The sequence below is a fragment of the Streptomyces sp. NPDC052101 genome, assembly GCF_040680235.1.
Lineage (GTDB): Bacteria > Actinomycetota > Actinomycetes > Streptomycetales > Streptomycetaceae > Streptomyces.
This window is the reverse complement of record NZ_JBFAWH010000002.1, coordinates 251394-266599: the sequence shown is the minus strand read 5'-3', so window position 1 is coordinate 266599 and position 15206 is coordinate 251394. Positions and strand designations below refer to the sequence as shown.

Genomic DNA, 15206 nt, shown 5'->3' with positions numbered 1-15206 from the left:
CGAACGTAGGTGTGCATTTCACCCACGACAAGAACAGGTGGGTGAAATCACACCAGGCCAGAGGCGGGGCTCAGCTGAAGACGATCATCGAGCCCTGGGCCAGGGAGCGGGTCGCCGCCGCGTGCAGGCCGAGCCATACGTGCCGTTCGCGGGCGAACGGGCTGGGGTCGTACGGCGCCGGTACGGCCGGTTCCTCCAGTTCCGTGGGTGCCGTGGGCGGGGCCGGGGCCGTCGGGGGGTTCGCCGGGTCGATGCCGATCGCCTGGGCGACGTACTCCAGTTCCCGCAGCAGCGTCTGCGAGGAGCCCAGCGGGCCGCCGCCCGCCAGGAGTTCCTCGTTGGACAGGGGCTGCGGGAAGTCGACCGGGACGTAGGCGCCCGCGTGGTCGTAGTGCCAGACCAGGTGGGACTGCTGGGCCGTGGACTCGAACATCTCCAGCAACTGCTCGTAGTCGCCGCCCAGTTCGTCCACCGGGGTCACCGGCAGACCGCACACCTGGAGGAGATACGCGCGGCGCAGGAAGTGGAGGGCGTCGTAGTCGAAGCCGGCCACGGGTGCGACCTCGCCGGACAGGCCCGGCATGTACTGGTACACCGGCACCGGGGGCAGCCCGGCCTCCGTCAGCGCGTTGTTGTACTGAGCGAGTTCTTCGGCGAACGGGTTGTCCGGGGTGTGGCACAACACGTCCACGAGCGGTACCAGCCACAGGTCACAGGCCAAAGAGGGCTCCTCACACACAGAAGGTGGTCAGGGAAGGGTAGTCGGTGATGTGCCGGTCCCATACCCTTTCGGCCGCTCAGCTACCGGCGAGACCCTCCAGCAGCGCCAGCGAGTGCGCGTTGGAGGCGGCGACGATCGAGCGGGCGGCGTCGGCCTCGCGCCGGGCCAGCGCGTCGACCAGGTCCGTGTGCCCGGCCCACAGCCGGCCGCGCAGGTCGGGCAGGCGGAGCAGATGCTGCACCGCGCAGACCCAGGACTGCACCCGCAGGCGGTTGAGGAAGTCACCGAGGTAGGGGTTGCCGAAGAGCGCGCTCAGCTCGCGCCAGAAGCGGAGGTCGTAGCCGATGAGGATCGTCAGGTCGCCGGCCGCGGCGGCCCGCGCGGCCTCCTCGCCGCGGCGGCGCACCGTGGTCAGCGCGGCCGTCGTGTGCGGGTCCTCCGGCGGGGTGCGGAAGGCGGGATGGCCGGTGGTGAGGGCCTGGAACATGCCGTCGGTGACCAGGCTGCGGGCCTCGATCATGTTCCGGTAGTCGGTGAGGGTGTACTCCGGCACACGGAACCCGCGGTGCTGGTCGGCCTCCAGGATGCCCTGCGCGGACAGGTCGACCAGCGCCTCGCGCACCGGTGTGGCGGAGACGCCGTACTGGTCGGCGATCTCCTTGACCGTGAGCGCCCGGCCCGGTCGCAGCCGTCCGGCCAGCACCTCGTCGCGGAGCGCGTCCGCGATCTGCTGGCGCAGGGTGCTGCGCGTCACGGCGCCGGTGCCGGGCATGGTCGGGCTCTCCTCACGCGTGGGCGACGTACCCGTAGGTCTCAGGTCTCTTACGAGATCTCTTACGAGCACGTCACCTTACGCGTTCGAGTGTCCCGGGCGGCAGCCGCTGTCCGGTTACGCCGTGTACTCGTCGGCCACGCTCAGCGCGGCGTCCAGCGCGGCGAAGCCCTCCTTCAGCTCGGCCTCCGTGACCGTGCACGCCGGGACCACATGGGTCCGGTTCATGTTCACGAAGGGCCACACGCCGTGCTGCTTGGCGGCGGCCGCGAACGCGGCCATGGGGGCGTTCGCCTCGCCGGCCGCGTTGTACGGCACGAGCGGTTCGCGGGTCTCGCGGTTCTTCACGAGGTCCAGCGCCCAGAACATGCCGACACCGCGCACCTCGCCGACGCTCGGGTGCCGCTCGGCCAGCTCGGCCAGGGCCGGGCCGACGACGCTCTCACCGAGCCGCTTGGCGTTCTCGACCACGCCCTCCTCGGCCATCACGTTGATCGTGGCGACGGCGGCGGCGCAGGCCAGCGGGTGCCCGGAGTACGTCAGACCGCCGGGGTACGGCCGCTTGCCGAAGGTCTCCGCGATCTCCTGCGAGATGGCGACGCCGCCGAGAGGCACATAACCGGAGTTCACGCCCTTGGCGAAGGTCATCAGGTCCGGCACGACACCGAACAGGTCGGCCGCGAACCACTCACCCGTGCGCCCGAAGCCGGCCATGACCTCGTCCAGGATGAAGACGATGCCGTGGCGGTCGCAGATCTCGCGGACGCCGGCCAGATAGCCCGGCGGCGGAACCATGATCCCGGCCGTGCCCGGCACGGTCTCCAGGATGATCGCCGCGACCGTGCCAGGCCCCTCGAAGGCGATCGTGGTCTCCAGGTGCTCCAGGGCGCGCGCGGTCTCCTGCTCCTCGGTCTCGGCGTAGAAGCGGGACCGGTAGAGGAACGGCGCCCAGAAGTGGACGACGCCGGCGGCGGCGCCGTCGTTCGCCCAGCGGCGCGGGTCGCCGGTGAGGTTGATCGCCTGCTGGGTGCCGCCGTGGTACGAGCGGTAGGCCGAGAGCACCTTCGGGCGGCCCGTGTGCAGCCGGGCCATGCGCACCGCGTGCTCGACGGCGTCCGCGCCGGCGTTGGTGAAGAAGATCTTGTCCAGGTCGCCGGGGGTCCGCTCGGCGATCAGCCGGGCCGCCTCCGAGCGCGCCTCGATCGCGAAGGCGGGCGCGAAGGTCGTCATCGTGGCCGCCTGCTCCTGGATGGCCGCGACGACCTTCGGGTGCTGGTAGCCGATGTTCGTGTAGACGAGCCCGCTGGTGAAGTCCAGGTACCGCTTGCCGTCGTAGTCCCAGAAGTACGACCCCTCGGCGCCGGCGACGGCGAGCGGATCGATCAGGTCCTGCGCGGACCAGGAGTGGAAGACGTGCGCGCGGTCCGCGGCCTTGACTGCGGCGCCGGCATCGGGGTTGGGCTGAGGGGTCATGCGGCCGAGCGTAAATGTCCGCGATGCGGAAGCGACATCGGCGTCTTGTTCCCTGGACGCGCGGTTTCCACGACAGGTTGTCGATACCCGGGCACGGGCTCCCGGCGGTGCCTGACGAGCCGGGCCGGCCCGTTACGGAACCGTAGGCGCCGAGCCGCGCGACTCCCCGGTCGGGGCCGGATTATTCTCGGTCCGTCGTACACGTATGCATGGCGTGTATGGGGTGCACGGGGCGTACGGGGGAGGCGGGGCGGGCCATGGAGAAGCTGGGGGCGGGGGATCCGCAGCACATCGGGAGCTACCGGCTGCTGGCGCGGCTGGGCGCGGGCGGCATGGGGCATGTGTATCTCGCCCGGTCGGACCGGGGCCGTACCGCCGCCGTGAAGCTGGTCCGCGAGGAACTCGCCGCACAGGAGGAGTTCCGGGCGCGGTTCCGGCAGGAGGTGCAGGCCGCGCGGCGGGTCGGCGGGTACTGGACCGCGCCCGTGCTCGACGCCGACACCGAGGCGGCGGTGCCGTGGGTGGCCACCGGGTACGTCGCCGGGCCGAGCCTGCAGCAGGTCGTGGGCCACGACCACGGGGCGCTGCCCGAGCGGTCGGTACGGATCCTCGCGGCGGGGCTCGCGCATGCGCTGAAGGACATCCACGCGGCGGGGATCGTGCACCGGGACCTGAAGCCGTCGAACGTGCTGGTGACGATCGACGGGCCCCGCGTGATCGACTTCGGGATCGCGCGGGCACTGGAGACGACCTCGCTGGGCGGGGAGGAACTGACCCGGACCGGGTCGCTGCTCGGATCACCGGGATTCATGGCGCCCGAGCAGGTGCGGGGAGACCGGATCACGCCGGCCTGCGACATCTTCTGCCTCGGGTCCGTGCTCGCCTACGCGGCGACCGGTGCGCTGCCCTTCGGGTCCGCGAACAGCGGTGTGCACGCGCTGATGTTCCGGATCGCTCAGGAGGAGCCGGATCTGGCGGGGGTGCCGGAGGGGATCGCCGACCTGGTGCGGGACTGCCTGCGCAAGGATCCGGGGGCGCGGCCCTCGCTGGACGCGCTGCTGGAGCGGACCGGGGCGGAGGACACCGTGGCCGGGGGGAGGTCCCGGGATCCCTGGCTGCCGGGCGCGCTGGTCGCCCAACTCGGCCGGCACGCCGTGCAGTTGCTGGAGGTCGAGGATCCGGAGGGGACGGGGCGGGCGGCGTCGGCCGCGGCCGGCCCCGGCGTGGACGGTGCCGCCGCGGGGAACGGCGCCGCAGAGCGGTCGCCCGAGCATGCCGCTGTCTCTGACGCGGGAAGCGGTGCGGAGGGCGGGCAGGTGCCGGCCGTCGCGGCGGGGGAGGTGCCGCCGGCAGCTGTGCCGGGCCCTCCTGGGTTCGGGTACGGGTATGCGCACCAGCATCCCCAGTCGGGCGGCGCCTACGGGTATCCGCAGCAGGCCGGGGCCGGGGCGTGGAGCGGAGGGCAGCCGTCGTACCAGGGCTACGGCGGTGGGCCGTACGGCGGTGGGGCCGGGACCACGGCGCCGTACGGGGCGGTGCCCGGCGGTGGGGTGCAGGAGCCGGAGCGGCGCAGCGGGCGTTCCACCGCGCTGCTCGTCGTGGTCGCGCTGGTGGTGGCGCTGGGCGCGGGCGGCTCGGTGTACGCGTTGATGAACAACGGGGGCGGCCGGGACAAGGGGGGCGGGAGCGCCGGTCCCGCCCCCACCGCGCCTTCCGGGGCCGCGACCGACGGGACGACGTCGGGGGCGCCGGACTCCGGCGCGTCCACGCCGTCCGGCTCCGCGTCCGCGCCCACGGACGGGGACGTTCCGGCCGGTTACCTGGGCACCTGGAAGACGGCGATCGACAACGCGGGCGGGATCAGCACCCGCCGGCTGACCATCCGGCAGGGCAAGGTGGGCGAGAGCGTGCTGACGCTGGTCGCGGACGGACCGACGGACTCCGGCGGCACGTACCACTGCGTCTTCGCGGCCAAGCTCACCCGACAGCCGCGTTCCGACGGCACGTTGGAGATCGGGCCGTCCACCGTCACCAGCGGTGCGCCGCTCGCCTCCTGCACCCCGGGCGAGGCCACCGAGGTCACCCTGCTGCCGAGCGGCATGCTGAAGCGGGCGAAGGCCGGCGGCGAGAGCCTGACGTACACCAAGCAGTGACGACGTACTGCACCAGGCGGTGACCCGGTGGACCTAGCGCGGCTCCGGGGGGCGTTGGCGGGGCATGTTCGGGCGGGTGCCGTTGGCCGGGGGGAGGGGGAAGCGGCCGGCCGAGCCCCCTGCGTCCTGGCGCGGCACATGGGTCACCGCCGCCTGGATCCCCAGCGGCGCCGCCCCGGTGCGGAACTCGACCATCCAGTCGGTCGTCTCCGTGCGCACCAGCTCCGTGACGTCCTCCGAGAAGCGCCGCAGCACCCCGAGGCACCGCTCGGACGCCTCGCTCGCCGTGCCCTCCGCCGGGCCCAGCACCTCCCGGATGCTCTCGGAGGCCCAGTCGAACTGCAGCACCTGCAGCCGTCGCTGCACCGCCTGCGCCGTGGCCACGTCCCGCATCCAGCCGGACGTCACGCCGAAGAACCGGTCGACGCCGGCGCAGGAGACCGCGAGCAGCAGCGCCAGACAGCCCCACGGCGCCACCCCGCGGGCCGCGCCCGCCAGGTCCAGCAGCGGCAGCGCGGCACCGGCCACCGCGCCCGCCGCCGCGGCCGACCGCAGCGCCCGGGCGCCGCGCCGCTTCCACACCCGGTCCCGCAGATACCAGGACGCCGTCTCCAGCGCCCCGCGCTCCACCCACCGGTACAGCTCGTCGAGCCGCTCGGCGGGCTCGCCCCAGTCTCCGAGCGGAAACGCCCGCCCGGTCAGATCGCCCGGCCGCAGCCCGGCCGCGTCCTCGCCCCGCCCGTCCTGTGGCGGACCTTCGGGCTGCATCTCCGGCTGACCCACCCGCCACTCCCTAATGATCACTGTTCACGACCGGTCACGCAGCGTGACATACCATGCCGACGTGCGGCACCCTTCCTACCGCCCAATGGGTGGCGGAGAGGGAGGTTTCCCGACTTTTCCGCCCGGAAGAGGGTCTTGATCAGGTATAGGCCCCGGTGGCTTCTCACTCGAAAGAGTGGCGGGGCGACGGGGGCGTGGACCACGTAGGCTCATGCTCAAGGAGAAGAACGTAGAGGAGCTGATCGTGATCCCCGGTGGTGGCCAGCCCAACATGCAGCAGTTGCTCCAGCAGGCCCAGAAGATGCAGCAGGATCTCCAGCGGGCGCAGGAGGAACTGGCGAACACGGAGGTCGAGGGGCAGGCAGGCGGCGGTCTGGTGAAGGCCACCGTGACCGGCGCCGGCGAGCTGCGGGCGCTGAAGATCGACCCGAAGGCCGTGGACCCGGAGGACACCGAGACGCTCGCCGACCTGGTCGTGGCGGCCGTACAGGCGGCCAACGAGAACGCGCAGACGCTCCAGCAGCAGAAGCTCGGCCCGCTGGCCCAGGGCCTCGGCGGCGGCACGGGCATCCCCGGTCTGCCGTTCTGAGGCCGGGCCAACTACGGTACGAACCGAAAGGTCTCCAGGAAGGGCAGTCCGTTGTACGAAGGCGTGGTTCAGGACCTCATCGACGAGCTGGGGCGGTTGCCCGGCGTCGGTCCCAAGAGCGCGCAGCGGATCGCCTTCCACATCCTGCAGGCCGAGCCGACGGACGTGAAGCGGCTCGCGCAGGCGCTCCTGGAGGTCAAGGCGAAGGTCCGCTTCTGCGCGACCTGCGGCAATGTGGCGCAGGAGGAGCTGTGCGGCATCTGCCGTGACCCGCGCCGCGATCTCTCGGTCATCTGCGTGGTGGAGGAGCCGAAGGACGTGGTGGCGATCGAGCGCACCCGCGAGTTCCGCGGCCGCTACCACGTGCTCGGCGGCGCCATCAGCCCGATCGAGGGTGTGGGTCCCGACGACCTGCGTATACGAGAACTTCTCGCGCGGTTGGCCGACGGGACGGTCACGGAGCTGATCCTGGCGACGGACCCCAATCTGGAGGGCGAGGCCACGGCCACCTATCTCGCCCGCATGATCAAGCCCATGGGCCTGAAGGTCACCCGCCTGGCCAGCGGCCTCCCGGTGGGTGGCGACCTGGAATACGCGGACGAGGTCACTCTCGGCCGCGCCTTCGAGGGGAGACGACTCCTAGATGTCTGACGCCACACTGCACGCGACCGGCCAGAACCCGGACGACTTCGCGGTCCAGGTCGCGGACCAGATCGAGAGCTTCCTGGTGGCCGTCTCGGAGGTGGCGAGGGGCGACGAGCCCGGCTCGGCCGTACCCTTCCTCCTCCTGGAGGTCTCCCAGCTGCTGCTGGCCGGCGGCCGCCTGGGCGCGCACGAGGACATCGTCCCCGACGAGCGCTACGAGCCGGACCTCGGCCCCGAGCCGGACGTGGACGGACTCCGGGAGAACCTGGCCCGCCTGCTGGAACCGGTCGACGTCTACTCCGAGGTCTTCGACCCGTACGAGCCCCGCAAGGCCCCGGTCCCGGCGCGTGTCTCCGACGATCTCGCCGATGTCATCACCGACCTGCGCCACGGCATGGCCCACTACCGCTCCGGCCGCACCACGGAGGCCCTGTGGTGGTGGCAGTTCTCCTACTTCTCCAACTGGGGCCCGACCGCCTCCGCCGTACTGCGCGCCCTGCAGTCTGTCCTCATCCACGTCCGCCTCAACCAGCCCCTGGAAGAACTCGACGGCCTCGACACCGACCAGGCCACGATGGGCGACGAGACCCTGGAGTTCGAGGCGGGCCGCGTCATGGCGGAGGAGATCGGCGGCCCGCTGGGGATGGGGCAGGGCAAGTAGGACGACGGCAACCGCGTCCCGCCGCCGGACAAGCGGCTCATCGGCTGAGCCACATCCCCCACAGCCCCTTCGTCATCGCCGTCCCGCCGCCCGCCAGGGCCAGCACGAGGACCAGATGGCGGGCGCGGTGCTCGGAGATGCGGGCGGCGACCGTGTTGCCGATGAGCGCGCCGACGGCCATCGCCGCGGCGACGAGTGCCCACTGCGCCCCGGACAGGCGGGGCGTGCCGTTCGCGGCGAGGGAGAACGCGTTGACGGCGACGCCGTAGAACTGCGCGTTGGGGACGAACTCCCGTACCGTCCAGCCCGCGTTGAGGGCGTAGAGGGAGACCGGCGGACCGCCCACGCCCGCCGCCGCGTTCATGAAGCCGCCCAGCGCTCCCGCCGTCACCGCGCCTCTGCCGCCCCGCAGGGCCGGGACCCGGGCGCCGCGCATCACGAGCAGCACGGCCGCCGTCACCAGGGCGCCCATCACCAGCAGCAGGACGGGGCGCGGGAGTTGGCGGGTCATCCAGGCGCCCGCCGGGACCGTGCAGGCGGCCGCCAGGCACAGGGGCACCATCGCCGCCGGGCGGACGCGGCGCCAGCCGCCCGCCAGGCCCACGACGCTGATGGCGCCGGCGGCGCAGTTGGCGAGCACCACCCCGTCGGCGGGACCGAGCAGCAGCACCAGCGCCGGTACGGCGACCAGGGCGAAGCCCATTCCGGTCAGCCACTGCACGCTCGCGCCGAGCAGGACGATCGCCGCGAGCACCGTCTCCGTCATGTCGCACCCCCGTGCCGTCCCCCGTGCCGTCCCCTGTGGTGGAAACGGTGGTTGAAACCTAATGCAGTTGCGACTGTGACGCGGGGCACTTTCCCGCGTGGCTCGGCGGAGGCTGGGCAGATGCGGGACGCGGACGTCCGACGTCTTTCCGCCTCACCGTCCATGTCTCACCATGCGGGAGCAGGGCGGTGGAATTCGGGCGCTCGTTAGACTGAGCCGACACAAACGAACCGAGCGAGGAGCGCACGTGGGCCTTGTCGTGCAGAAGTACGGAGGCTCCTCCGTAGCCGATGCCGAAGGCATCAAGCGCGTCGCCAAGCGGATCGTGGAAGCGAAGAAGAACGGCAACCAGGTTGTCGTCGTCGTTTCCGCGATGGGCGACACGACGGACGAGCTGATCGATCTCGCCGAGCAGGTTTCTCCGATGCCTGCCGGGCGCGAATTCGACATGCTGCTGACCGCCGGAGAGCGGATCTCCATGGCCCTGCTGGCGATGGCGATCAAAAACCTGGGCCACGAGGCCCAGTCCTTCACCGGCAGCCAGGCAGGCGTCATCACCGACTCGGTCCACAACAAAGCCCGGATCATCGACGTCACGCCCGGCCGGATCCGGGAGTCGCTGGACAAGGGCAACATCGCGATCGTCGCCGGTTTCCAGGGCGTCAGCCAGGACAAGAAGGACATCACCACGCTGGGGCGCGGCGGGTCCGACACGACCGCCGTGGCACTCGCCGCGGCTCTCGACGCCGAGGTCTGCGAGATCTACACCGACGTGGACGGCGTGTTCACCGCCGACCCGCGCGTGGTGAAGAAGGCGAAGAAGATCGACTGGATCTCCTTCGAGGACATGCTGGAGCTTGCCGCCTCCGGCTCCAAGGTGCTGCTCCACCGCTGTGTGGAGTACGCCCGCCGCTACAACATCCCGATCCATGTCCGGTCCAGCTTCAGCGGGCTGCAGGGTACCTGGGTCAGCAATGAGCCGATTGGGGACAAGAAGGTGGAGCAGGCCATCATCTCCGGTGTCGCGCACGACACCTCCGAGGCCAAGATCACGGTCGTCGGTGTGCCGGACAAGCCGGGTGAGGCTGCCGCGATCTTCCGGACCATCGCCGATGCCGAGATCAACATCGACATGGTCGTGCAGAACGTGTCCGCCGCCTCCACCGGCCTGACGGACATCTCCTTCACGCTGCCGAAGACCGAGGGCCGCAAGGCCATCGACGCGCTGGAGCGCAACCGCCCCGGCATCGGCTTCGACTCGCTGCGCTACGACGACCAGATCGGCAAGATCTCGCTCGTCGGCGCCGGCATGAAGACCAACCCGGGCGTCACCGCCTCCTTCTTCGAGGCGCTGTCCGCCGCGGGTGTGAACATCGAGCTGATCTCCACCTCGGAGATCCGTATCTCGGTCGTCACCCGCGAGGACGACGTGCCGGAGGCGGTCCGCGCCGTGCACACCGCCTTCGGGCTGGACTCCGACACCGACGAGGCCGTCGTCTACGGCGGCACCGGCCGATGACCGTCTCCACGTACGGAGGCGTACGACGATGACCGGCAGGCCGACGCTCGCGGTCGTGGGAGCGACCGGGGCCGTCGGCGCGGTCATGCTCCAGATCCTGTCCCAGCACGCGGACATCTGGGGCGAGATCCGCCTGATCGCCTCCCCGCGCTCGGCCGGCCGCAAGCTGGCCGTGCGCGGGGAGGAGGTCGAGGTGGTGGCCCTGAGCGAAGAGGCCTTCGACGGGGTCGACATCGCGATGTTCGACGTCCCGGACGAGGTCGCCGCGCAGTGGGCGCCGATCGCCGCCGCGCGCGGCGCGGTCGTCGTCGACAACTCCGCCGCCTTCCGGCTGGACCCCGAGGTGCCGCTCGTGGTGCCCGAGGTCAACCCGCACGCCGTACGGGTCCGCCCGCGCGGCATCATCGCCAACCCCAACTGCACGACCCTGACGATGATCGTCGCCCTGGGTGCGCTGCACGCCGAGTTCGGGCTGCGCGAGCTGGTGGTGTCGTCGTACCAGGCGGTGAGCGGGGCCGGCCGGGCCGGCGTGGACACGCTCCGAGCCCAGCTGTCCCTGGTGGCCGGGACCGAGCTGGGGGCCAAGCCCGGCGACGTACGGCGGGCCGTCGGGGAGGACACCGGGCCGTTCCCGGAGCCGGTCGCGCTGAACGTCGTGCCGTGGGCCGGGTCGCTCATGGCGGACGGCTGGTCGTCGGAGGAGATGAAGGTCCGCGACGAGGCCCGCAAGATCCTCGGGCTGCCGCAGCTGCCGGTCGCGGTGACCTGCGTACGCGTCCCGGTGATCACCACCCACTCGATGACCGTGCACGCCCGCTTCCAGGGCGAGGTGACGGTCGACCGGGCCCGGGAGATCCTCGCGACCGCGCCCGGTGTGGTGCTGTGCGACGACCCGGCCGCCGGTGAGTTCCCCACCCCCGCGGACGTCGTGGGCACGGACCCGACCTGGGTGGGCCGGCTGCGGCGGGCCCTGGACGACCCGACCGCGCTGGAACTCTTCGTGTGCGGGGACAACCTGCGCAAGGGGGCCGCGCTGAACACCGCGCAGATCGCGGAGCTGGTCGCCGCGGAATTGTCCTGATCGTCCTCGCCGAGGGCGTCCGTTTGTAGGGCCTGGGTAAGAAATGTGTTGAGGAGCATGGTCAACACCACTTGAACCAGACCGTACGGCAGCAGAGGATCACCACAGGATCTCCTCCCCGCCCCGCGCAACCGCGTGCAGGGCGGGGAGCGTCTTTGCGGTCACCCTTGCGGGGCTGTGGACGTGAGGATCCCGGCGTGGGGACGCCGTGATCAGGGCGTGGGGACGCCCGTTCAAACGGGACATAAGGGAAGAGCGGGACGCATGACGGCACTTGAGGCGCCGCCGGATGTCGCATATGTGGCGCCCGGCACGTACAACCCTGGCGGGTGCAGACGTGTCCAACTGACGTGGCAGAGGTACTCGAACTCAGCGCGGCCCGCGGCACGGCGGCCCTCCGGCCGCCCCGTGCGGCACTGCGGCCCCGCACGCCCGGCGGCATGCCGGTGATCGCGCCCATGCCCGCAGCGCGGCCCGCCCGCATCCCCAGTCAGCGCGACGGCTCCGACGAGACCGTGGCGACCGAGGCCGCCGGTACGACTGTCGACCACCTCACCGAGACCTACCGGGCGCACTACCGCTCGCTGCTCGGCCTCGCCGCGCTGCTCCTCGACGACACCGCGTCCTGCGAGGACGTCGTCCAGGAGGCCTTCATCCGGGTGCACTCGGCCCGCAAGCGCGTCCGCGACCCCGAGAAGACCCTCGCCTACCTCCGGCAGACGGTCGTCAACCTCTCCCGGTCCACGCTGCGCCGCCGCATCATCGGCCTGAAACTGCTCTCCAAGCCGATGCCGGACATGGCGAGCGCGGAGGAGGGCGCCTACGACCGGCTGGAGCGCCGGGACCTCATCAAGGCGATGAAGGGCCTGCAGCGCCGCCAGCGCGAGGTCCTGGTGCTGCGCTACTTCGCGGACATGACCGAGGCCCAGGTCGCCGAGACCCTCGGGATCTCCCTGGGCTCGGTGAAGGCGTACGGCTCGCGGGGCATCGCCGCGCTGCGGGTGGCCATGGAGGCACCGGCATGAGCGAGCGAGCCGAAGGGGGCGATTCCGATGGACGTCATTCCCATGAACGTCATGAGCCCTTCGCCTGGCACCAGCCGACGAAGCGGGACGAGCAAGAGCACACGCCATCGCACGCTGGGAACGCAACTGTGAACCACGGCCCCGACGAGAAGGGCCCCGAGGGCCTCGACCAGGGTCCCGACGGGTTCGGGGCGGGTGCGGACGGGGCGGCCGGGCCCGGTCCCGGTGGGCTCGGCGCCGACGAACAGGCCCTGCGCCGGATGCTGCACTCCGCGGTCGACGACATCGAGCCGCGCACCGGCACGCTGGACCGGCTGCGCCGGGCCGTCCCCGCGCGGCGCGCCCGCAAACGCCAGGCCGCCGTCGGTATGGCCGCCGCGGCCCTGTTCATCGGCACCGCGATCCCCGCCCTCGTCCATGTCTCGCGCTCCGGCGGCTCCGACCCGAACACCGCCATGGCCGGCCAGTCCTCCCAGGCCCAGGGCGGCACCGGACAGGGCAAGGACAAGAGCGGCGACACGGGCACCAGGCAGGGCACCGGCGGTACGAGCGCCAGGCCCGGCAAGCAGCCCGGCAAGCCCGGTGCGAAGGACAGGCCCGGCGCCGGCACCACCGGCTCCCCCGGCGGCGCCAACCCGTCCTCCACCCTCGCCGCGGGCACCGTCCCGCAGTGCACGCGGGCCCAGCTGGGCTCCGCCACCGGCACCGCCGCCGCCCCCGACTCCGCGGGCGTGGTCTACGGCGTGTTCCGCGTCGCCAACGTCTCCTCCTCCGCCTGCACCGTCGCCGGCGCGGGCACCGTCACCCCGACCGCGGTGGGCGCGGCCGACCAGGCCAAGATCAGCGCGGTGCGGCATGCCGCCGGGGACGCGGCGACCGGCCTGCCCGACCCCTCGCAGGAGGTCACCGGGCTGATCCTGCAGCCGGCCTCGGCCTACGAGGAGAAGTTCGCCTTCGTGCCGTCGCAGACCTGCCCCACCACCGGCCCCACCACCGGCGGCTCGGGCACCGGGGGCGCCTCGCCGGATCCGTCACCCAGCCAGGGCGCGAGTGCCTCCGGCGGTTCGGCCACGGGAGACACATCCGGTACGACGACCCAGCTGACGTCCGAGGACGGCACGGCCGCCGGCAGCGTACAGATCAACCACACGGCCCAGGGCGGCGCACCGGCGGTGTCGACGACCGTGCCGGGGGAGTGCGCGGGGACGGTCTACTACACCGGGGTGCTGGCGGGGTCGTAGGTCAGCCGCTGACCACCGGTTCCGGGGTCTCCTGCGGCACCAGGCCCAGTGCGGCGTCCCGCGCGGCCTCGACCTCTCGCCGCAGCAACCGGAACCACATGAACACCACGAACCCGGCGAAGACGAACCACTCGCCGGTGTAGCCGAGGTTCTGGAACGCCTTCAGGTCCAGCCCGGTGCCGTCCGGCGCGGTCGCGGGCACGGCCGTCATCCCGGAATCGGCCTTGTCGAGGGTGACCCAGGCGTCGTACAGCCGGTACGGCACCAGGTTCACCAGCGACGCCGAGCTGATCGCCGCCGTCTGCCCGGCCGGCAGCCCGCCCTGCGCGCTGACCCCGTTGTCCCCGGGTGTCTCGGAGGCCTGCAGCGCACCGGTGACGGTGACCTCACCGCTCGGCGGCGCGGGCGCCTTCGCCGCGTCGGCCGTGCCCGGCAGCCAGCCCCGCACCACGGGCAGCGCCTTGCCGGAGTCGGTGCGCAGCAGGGTGAGGACGTAGAAACCGCTTCTGTCGTCCAGCCGTCGGCCGGGCACCAGCAGCTGCTTGCCGTAGTGCCCGCTCACGGTGACCCGGCGGCCCGAGGTGGCCTTGTCGACGGGCAGCATCGCCTGCAGCGGCCGCGCGGACTCGTGCCGGTCGGACGCGGCCTGCCGGGTCGCGGCGCGACTGTCGTGCACCCGCCCCTCGAACCGGCTCAGCTGCCACGACCCCATGAAGACGCAGAACGGGATGGCGAGCAGCACGAAGACGTTGATGCCCCACCAGCGGGGTGTCAGCAGAAACCGGTACACGCCTTCCACGGTACGGCGCGGCTCCCGGGCCGTTGCCCGGGGGTCCGCTTGCCGCGCCCGGCGTGCGGCTCAGTCCCTGCTCGCCCTGAGCGAGTAGATCAGCGGGATGCGCGGATGGCCCGCCGGGAAGCGGTGGTAGCCGCCCCGGACCTCGAAGTTCTCGAAGCGCGGGAAGAGCGAGACGTCGTGCTCGTGCAGGAACTCGATGCGCAGCCCGGTCGCGGCGAGCGCGGAGACGACGTCGCCGAGGGTGTGCTGCCACGACACGCTGCGGTTGTGGACGGTGGGGGCGTCCCGGTCGGCGTAGGTGCCGGGCTCGTCGTACACCTGGGCGTCGCGGGCGAAGTAGTCGCGCACGATCCGGCTGCCGGTCGCGTCGTCCAGGGCCTCGGTGAGCGGATGGAACTCGGCGAGGTAGAGGAAGCCGCCGGGTGCCACGAGCGAGGCGGCCGTGCGGGCCCAGCGGCGGATGTCGGGCAGCCAGCACAGCGCGCCCAGCCCGGTGTAGACGATGTCGTACGACGCCTCGGGCACCGCCCGCGCCGCGTCGTACACATCGCCGGTGACGAAGGCGGCGCGCTCGGGGCCGTAGCCGAGGTCGGCGGCGAGGGTGCGGGCGGCCTCGACGGCCGGGGCGGAGAAGTCCAGGCCCACGACCCGGGCGGCGCCCCGGTGGGCCCAGGAGAGGGTGTCGGTCCCGATGTGGCACTGCAGGTGCAGCAGGGTCTTGCCGGTGACGTCGCCGACCTCGGCCGTCTCGAAGTCCCGCAGGACGTCCCGGCGGGCCCGGAAGCCGTCGAGGTCGTAGTACTCACCGGCGACGTGCACGGGCACTCTCTCGTCCCACATGGCCCGGTTGTCCTCGCGCCAGCCTTCGGGAACGGACGTAGAAGAAGTCGATGCGCTCACGATCGGGAAGTTATCCACAGGCTGCGCACATGCGCCACCCAATTGTCGGCGCGGCCAGGCAGTATGGGCGCATGACTG

Annotated in this window: 15 protein-coding genes; 8 read left to right on the top strand and 7 right to left on the bottom strand. The window is 72.0% G+C overall.

What is annotated here, in order from left to right; genetic code table 11:
- Positions 1–70: 70 nt before the first annotated feature.
- The 3 genes from AB0L75_RS04850 to AB0L75_RS04840 form a co-directional block, all read right to left on the bottom strand.
- Positions 71–721, bottom strand: a complete 651-nt coding sequence (locus AB0L75_RS04850; RefSeq protein WP_365175360.1) for a hypothetical protein — start codon at positions 719–721, stop codon at positions 71–73.
- Between the two features lie 76 nt (positions 722–797).
- Positions 798–1493, bottom strand: coding sequence for a GntR family transcriptional regulator (locus tag AB0L75_RS04845; protein WP_365175358.1), 696 nt, complete (start codon positions 1491–1493; stop codon positions 798–800).
- A gap of 117 nt (positions 1494–1610) precedes the next feature.
- Positions 1611–2966, bottom strand: coding sequence for an aspartate aminotransferase family protein (locus AB0L75_RS04840; RefSeq protein WP_365175356.1), 1356 nt, complete (start codon positions 2964–2966; stop codon positions 1611–1613).
- A 257-nt stretch (positions 2967–3223) separates the two neighbouring features.
- On the opposite strand from AB0L75_RS04840, the gene AB0L75_RS04835 reads away from it, so the two are divergent.
- Positions 3224–5119, top strand: coding sequence for a serine/threonine-protein kinase (locus AB0L75_RS04835; protein WP_365175354.1), 1896 nt, complete (start codon positions 3224–3226; stop codon positions 5117–5119).
- 33 nt (positions 5120–5152) lie between these two features.
- Here AB0L75_RS04835 and AB0L75_RS04830 read toward each other — a convergent pair whose 3' ends face one another.
- Positions 5153–5902: an SLATT domain-containing protein gene (locus tag AB0L75_RS04830; protein ID WP_365175352.1), complete on the bottom strand. Its 750-nt coding sequence runs from the start codon at positions 5900–5902 to the stop codon at positions 5153–5155.
- Positions 5903–6146: 244 nt separating this feature from the next.
- On the opposite strand from AB0L75_RS04830, the gene AB0L75_RS04825 reads away from it, so the two are divergent.
- The 3 genes from AB0L75_RS04825 to AB0L75_RS04815 are packed head-to-tail and all read left to right on the top strand — an operon-like array spanning position 6147 to position 7797.
- Positions 6147–6491: a YbaB/EbfC family nucleoid-associated protein gene (locus AB0L75_RS04825; RefSeq protein ID WP_365176454.1), complete on the top strand. Its 345-nt coding sequence runs from the start codon at positions 6147–6149 to the stop codon at positions 6489–6491.
- Between the two features lie 51 nt (positions 6492–6542).
- Positions 6543–7142, top strand: coding sequence for a recombination mediator RecR (gene recR / locus AB0L75_RS04820; RefSeq protein ID WP_365175350.1), 600 nt, complete (start codon positions 6543–6545; stop codon positions 7140–7142).
- Positions 7135–7797: a DUF5063 domain-containing protein gene (locus AB0L75_RS04815; RefSeq protein ID WP_365175348.1), complete on the top strand. Its 663-nt coding sequence runs from the start codon at positions 7135–7137 to the stop codon at positions 7795–7797. The genes recR and AB0L75_RS04815 overlap by 8 nt, the downstream gene beginning before the upstream one ends.
- A gap of 37 nt (positions 7798–7834) precedes the next feature.
- Here AB0L75_RS04815 and AB0L75_RS04810 read toward each other — a convergent pair whose 3' ends face one another.
- On the bottom strand, positions 7835–8563 hold the full coding sequence (locus AB0L75_RS04810) for a sulfite exporter TauE/SafE family protein (protein WP_365175346.1): 729 nt from the start codon (positions 8561–8563) through the stop codon (positions 7835–7837).
- Positions 8564–8810: 247 nt separating this feature from the next.
- Here AB0L75_RS04810 and AB0L75_RS04805 point away from each other — a divergent pair, with 247 nt between their 5' ends.
- From AB0L75_RS04805 to AB0L75_RS04790, 4 genes are all read left to right on the top strand, one after another.
- The gene (locus AB0L75_RS04805; protein WP_365175344.1) at positions 8811–10082 is read left to right on the top strand and encodes an aspartate kinase; all 1272 of its coding nucleotides are present in this window, start codon (positions 8811–8813) and stop codon (positions 10080–10082) included.
- A 28-nt stretch (positions 10083–10110) separates the two neighbouring features.
- Positions 10111–11163: an aspartate-semialdehyde dehydrogenase gene (locus AB0L75_RS04800; protein ID WP_365175342.1), complete on the top strand. Its 1053-nt coding sequence runs from the start codon at positions 10111–10113 to the stop codon at positions 11161–11163.
- Positions 11164–11513: 350 nt separating this feature from the next.
- Complete coding sequence (locus AB0L75_RS04795; protein ID WP_365175340.1) at positions 11514–12188, top strand: SigE family RNA polymerase sigma factor; 675 nt, start codon at positions 11514–11516, stop codon at positions 12186–12188.
- Positions 12189–12316: 128 nt separating this feature from the next.
- The gene (locus AB0L75_RS04790; protein ID WP_365175338.1) at positions 12317–13429 is read left to right on the top strand and encodes a hypothetical protein; all 1113 of its coding nucleotides are present in this window, start codon (positions 12317–12319) and stop codon (positions 13427–13429) included.
- A 1-nt stretch (position 13430) separates the two neighbouring features.
- Here AB0L75_RS04790 and AB0L75_RS04785 read toward each other — a convergent pair whose 3' ends face one another.
- Together AB0L75_RS04785 and AB0L75_RS04780 are read right to left on the bottom strand one after the other, a co-directional pair.
- On the bottom strand, positions 13431–14219 hold the full coding sequence (locus AB0L75_RS04785; RefSeq protein WP_365175336.1) for an SURF1 family protein: 789 nt from the start codon (positions 14217–14219) through the stop codon (positions 13431–13433).
- A gap of 69 nt (positions 14220–14288) precedes the next feature.
- Complete coding sequence (locus AB0L75_RS04780; RefSeq protein WP_365176452.1) at positions 14289–15068, bottom strand: class I SAM-dependent methyltransferase; 780 nt, start codon at positions 15066–15068, stop codon at positions 14289–14291.
- Between the last annotated feature and the right edge of the window lie 138 nt (positions 15069–15206).

What these genes read in the sequence shown, in the direction of transcription:
- AB0L75_RS04845 (WP_365175358.1), bottom strand. Translation starts at nt 1,493, where the DNA reads ATGCCCGGCACCGGCGCCGTGACGCGCAGCACCCTGCGCCAGCAGATC.
- AB0L75_RS04840 (WP_365175356.1), bottom strand. Translation starts at nt 2,966, where the DNA reads ATGACCCCTCAGCCCAACCCCGATGCCGGCGCCGCAGTCAAGGCCGCG.
- AB0L75_RS04835 (WP_365175354.1), top strand. Translation starts at nt 3,224, where the DNA reads ATGGAGAAGCTGGGGGCGGGGGATCCGCAGCACATCGGGAGCTACCGG.
- AB0L75_RS04815 (WP_365175348.1), top strand. Translation starts at nt 7,135, where the DNA reads ATGTCTGACGCCACACTGCACGCGACCGGCCAGAACCCGGACGACTTC.
- AB0L75_RS04810 (WP_365175346.1), bottom strand. Translation starts at nt 8,563, where the DNA reads ATGACGGAGACGGTGCTCGCGGCGATCGTCCTGCTCGGCGCGAGCGTG.
- AB0L75_RS04800 (WP_365175342.1), top strand. Translation starts at nt 10,111, where the DNA reads ATGACCGGCAGGCCGACGCTCGCGGTCGTGGGAGCGACCGGGGCCGTC.
- AB0L75_RS04780 (WP_365176452.1), bottom strand. Translation starts at nt 15,068, where the DNA reads ATGTGGGACGAGAGAGTGCCCGTGCACGTCGCCGGTGAGTACTACGAC.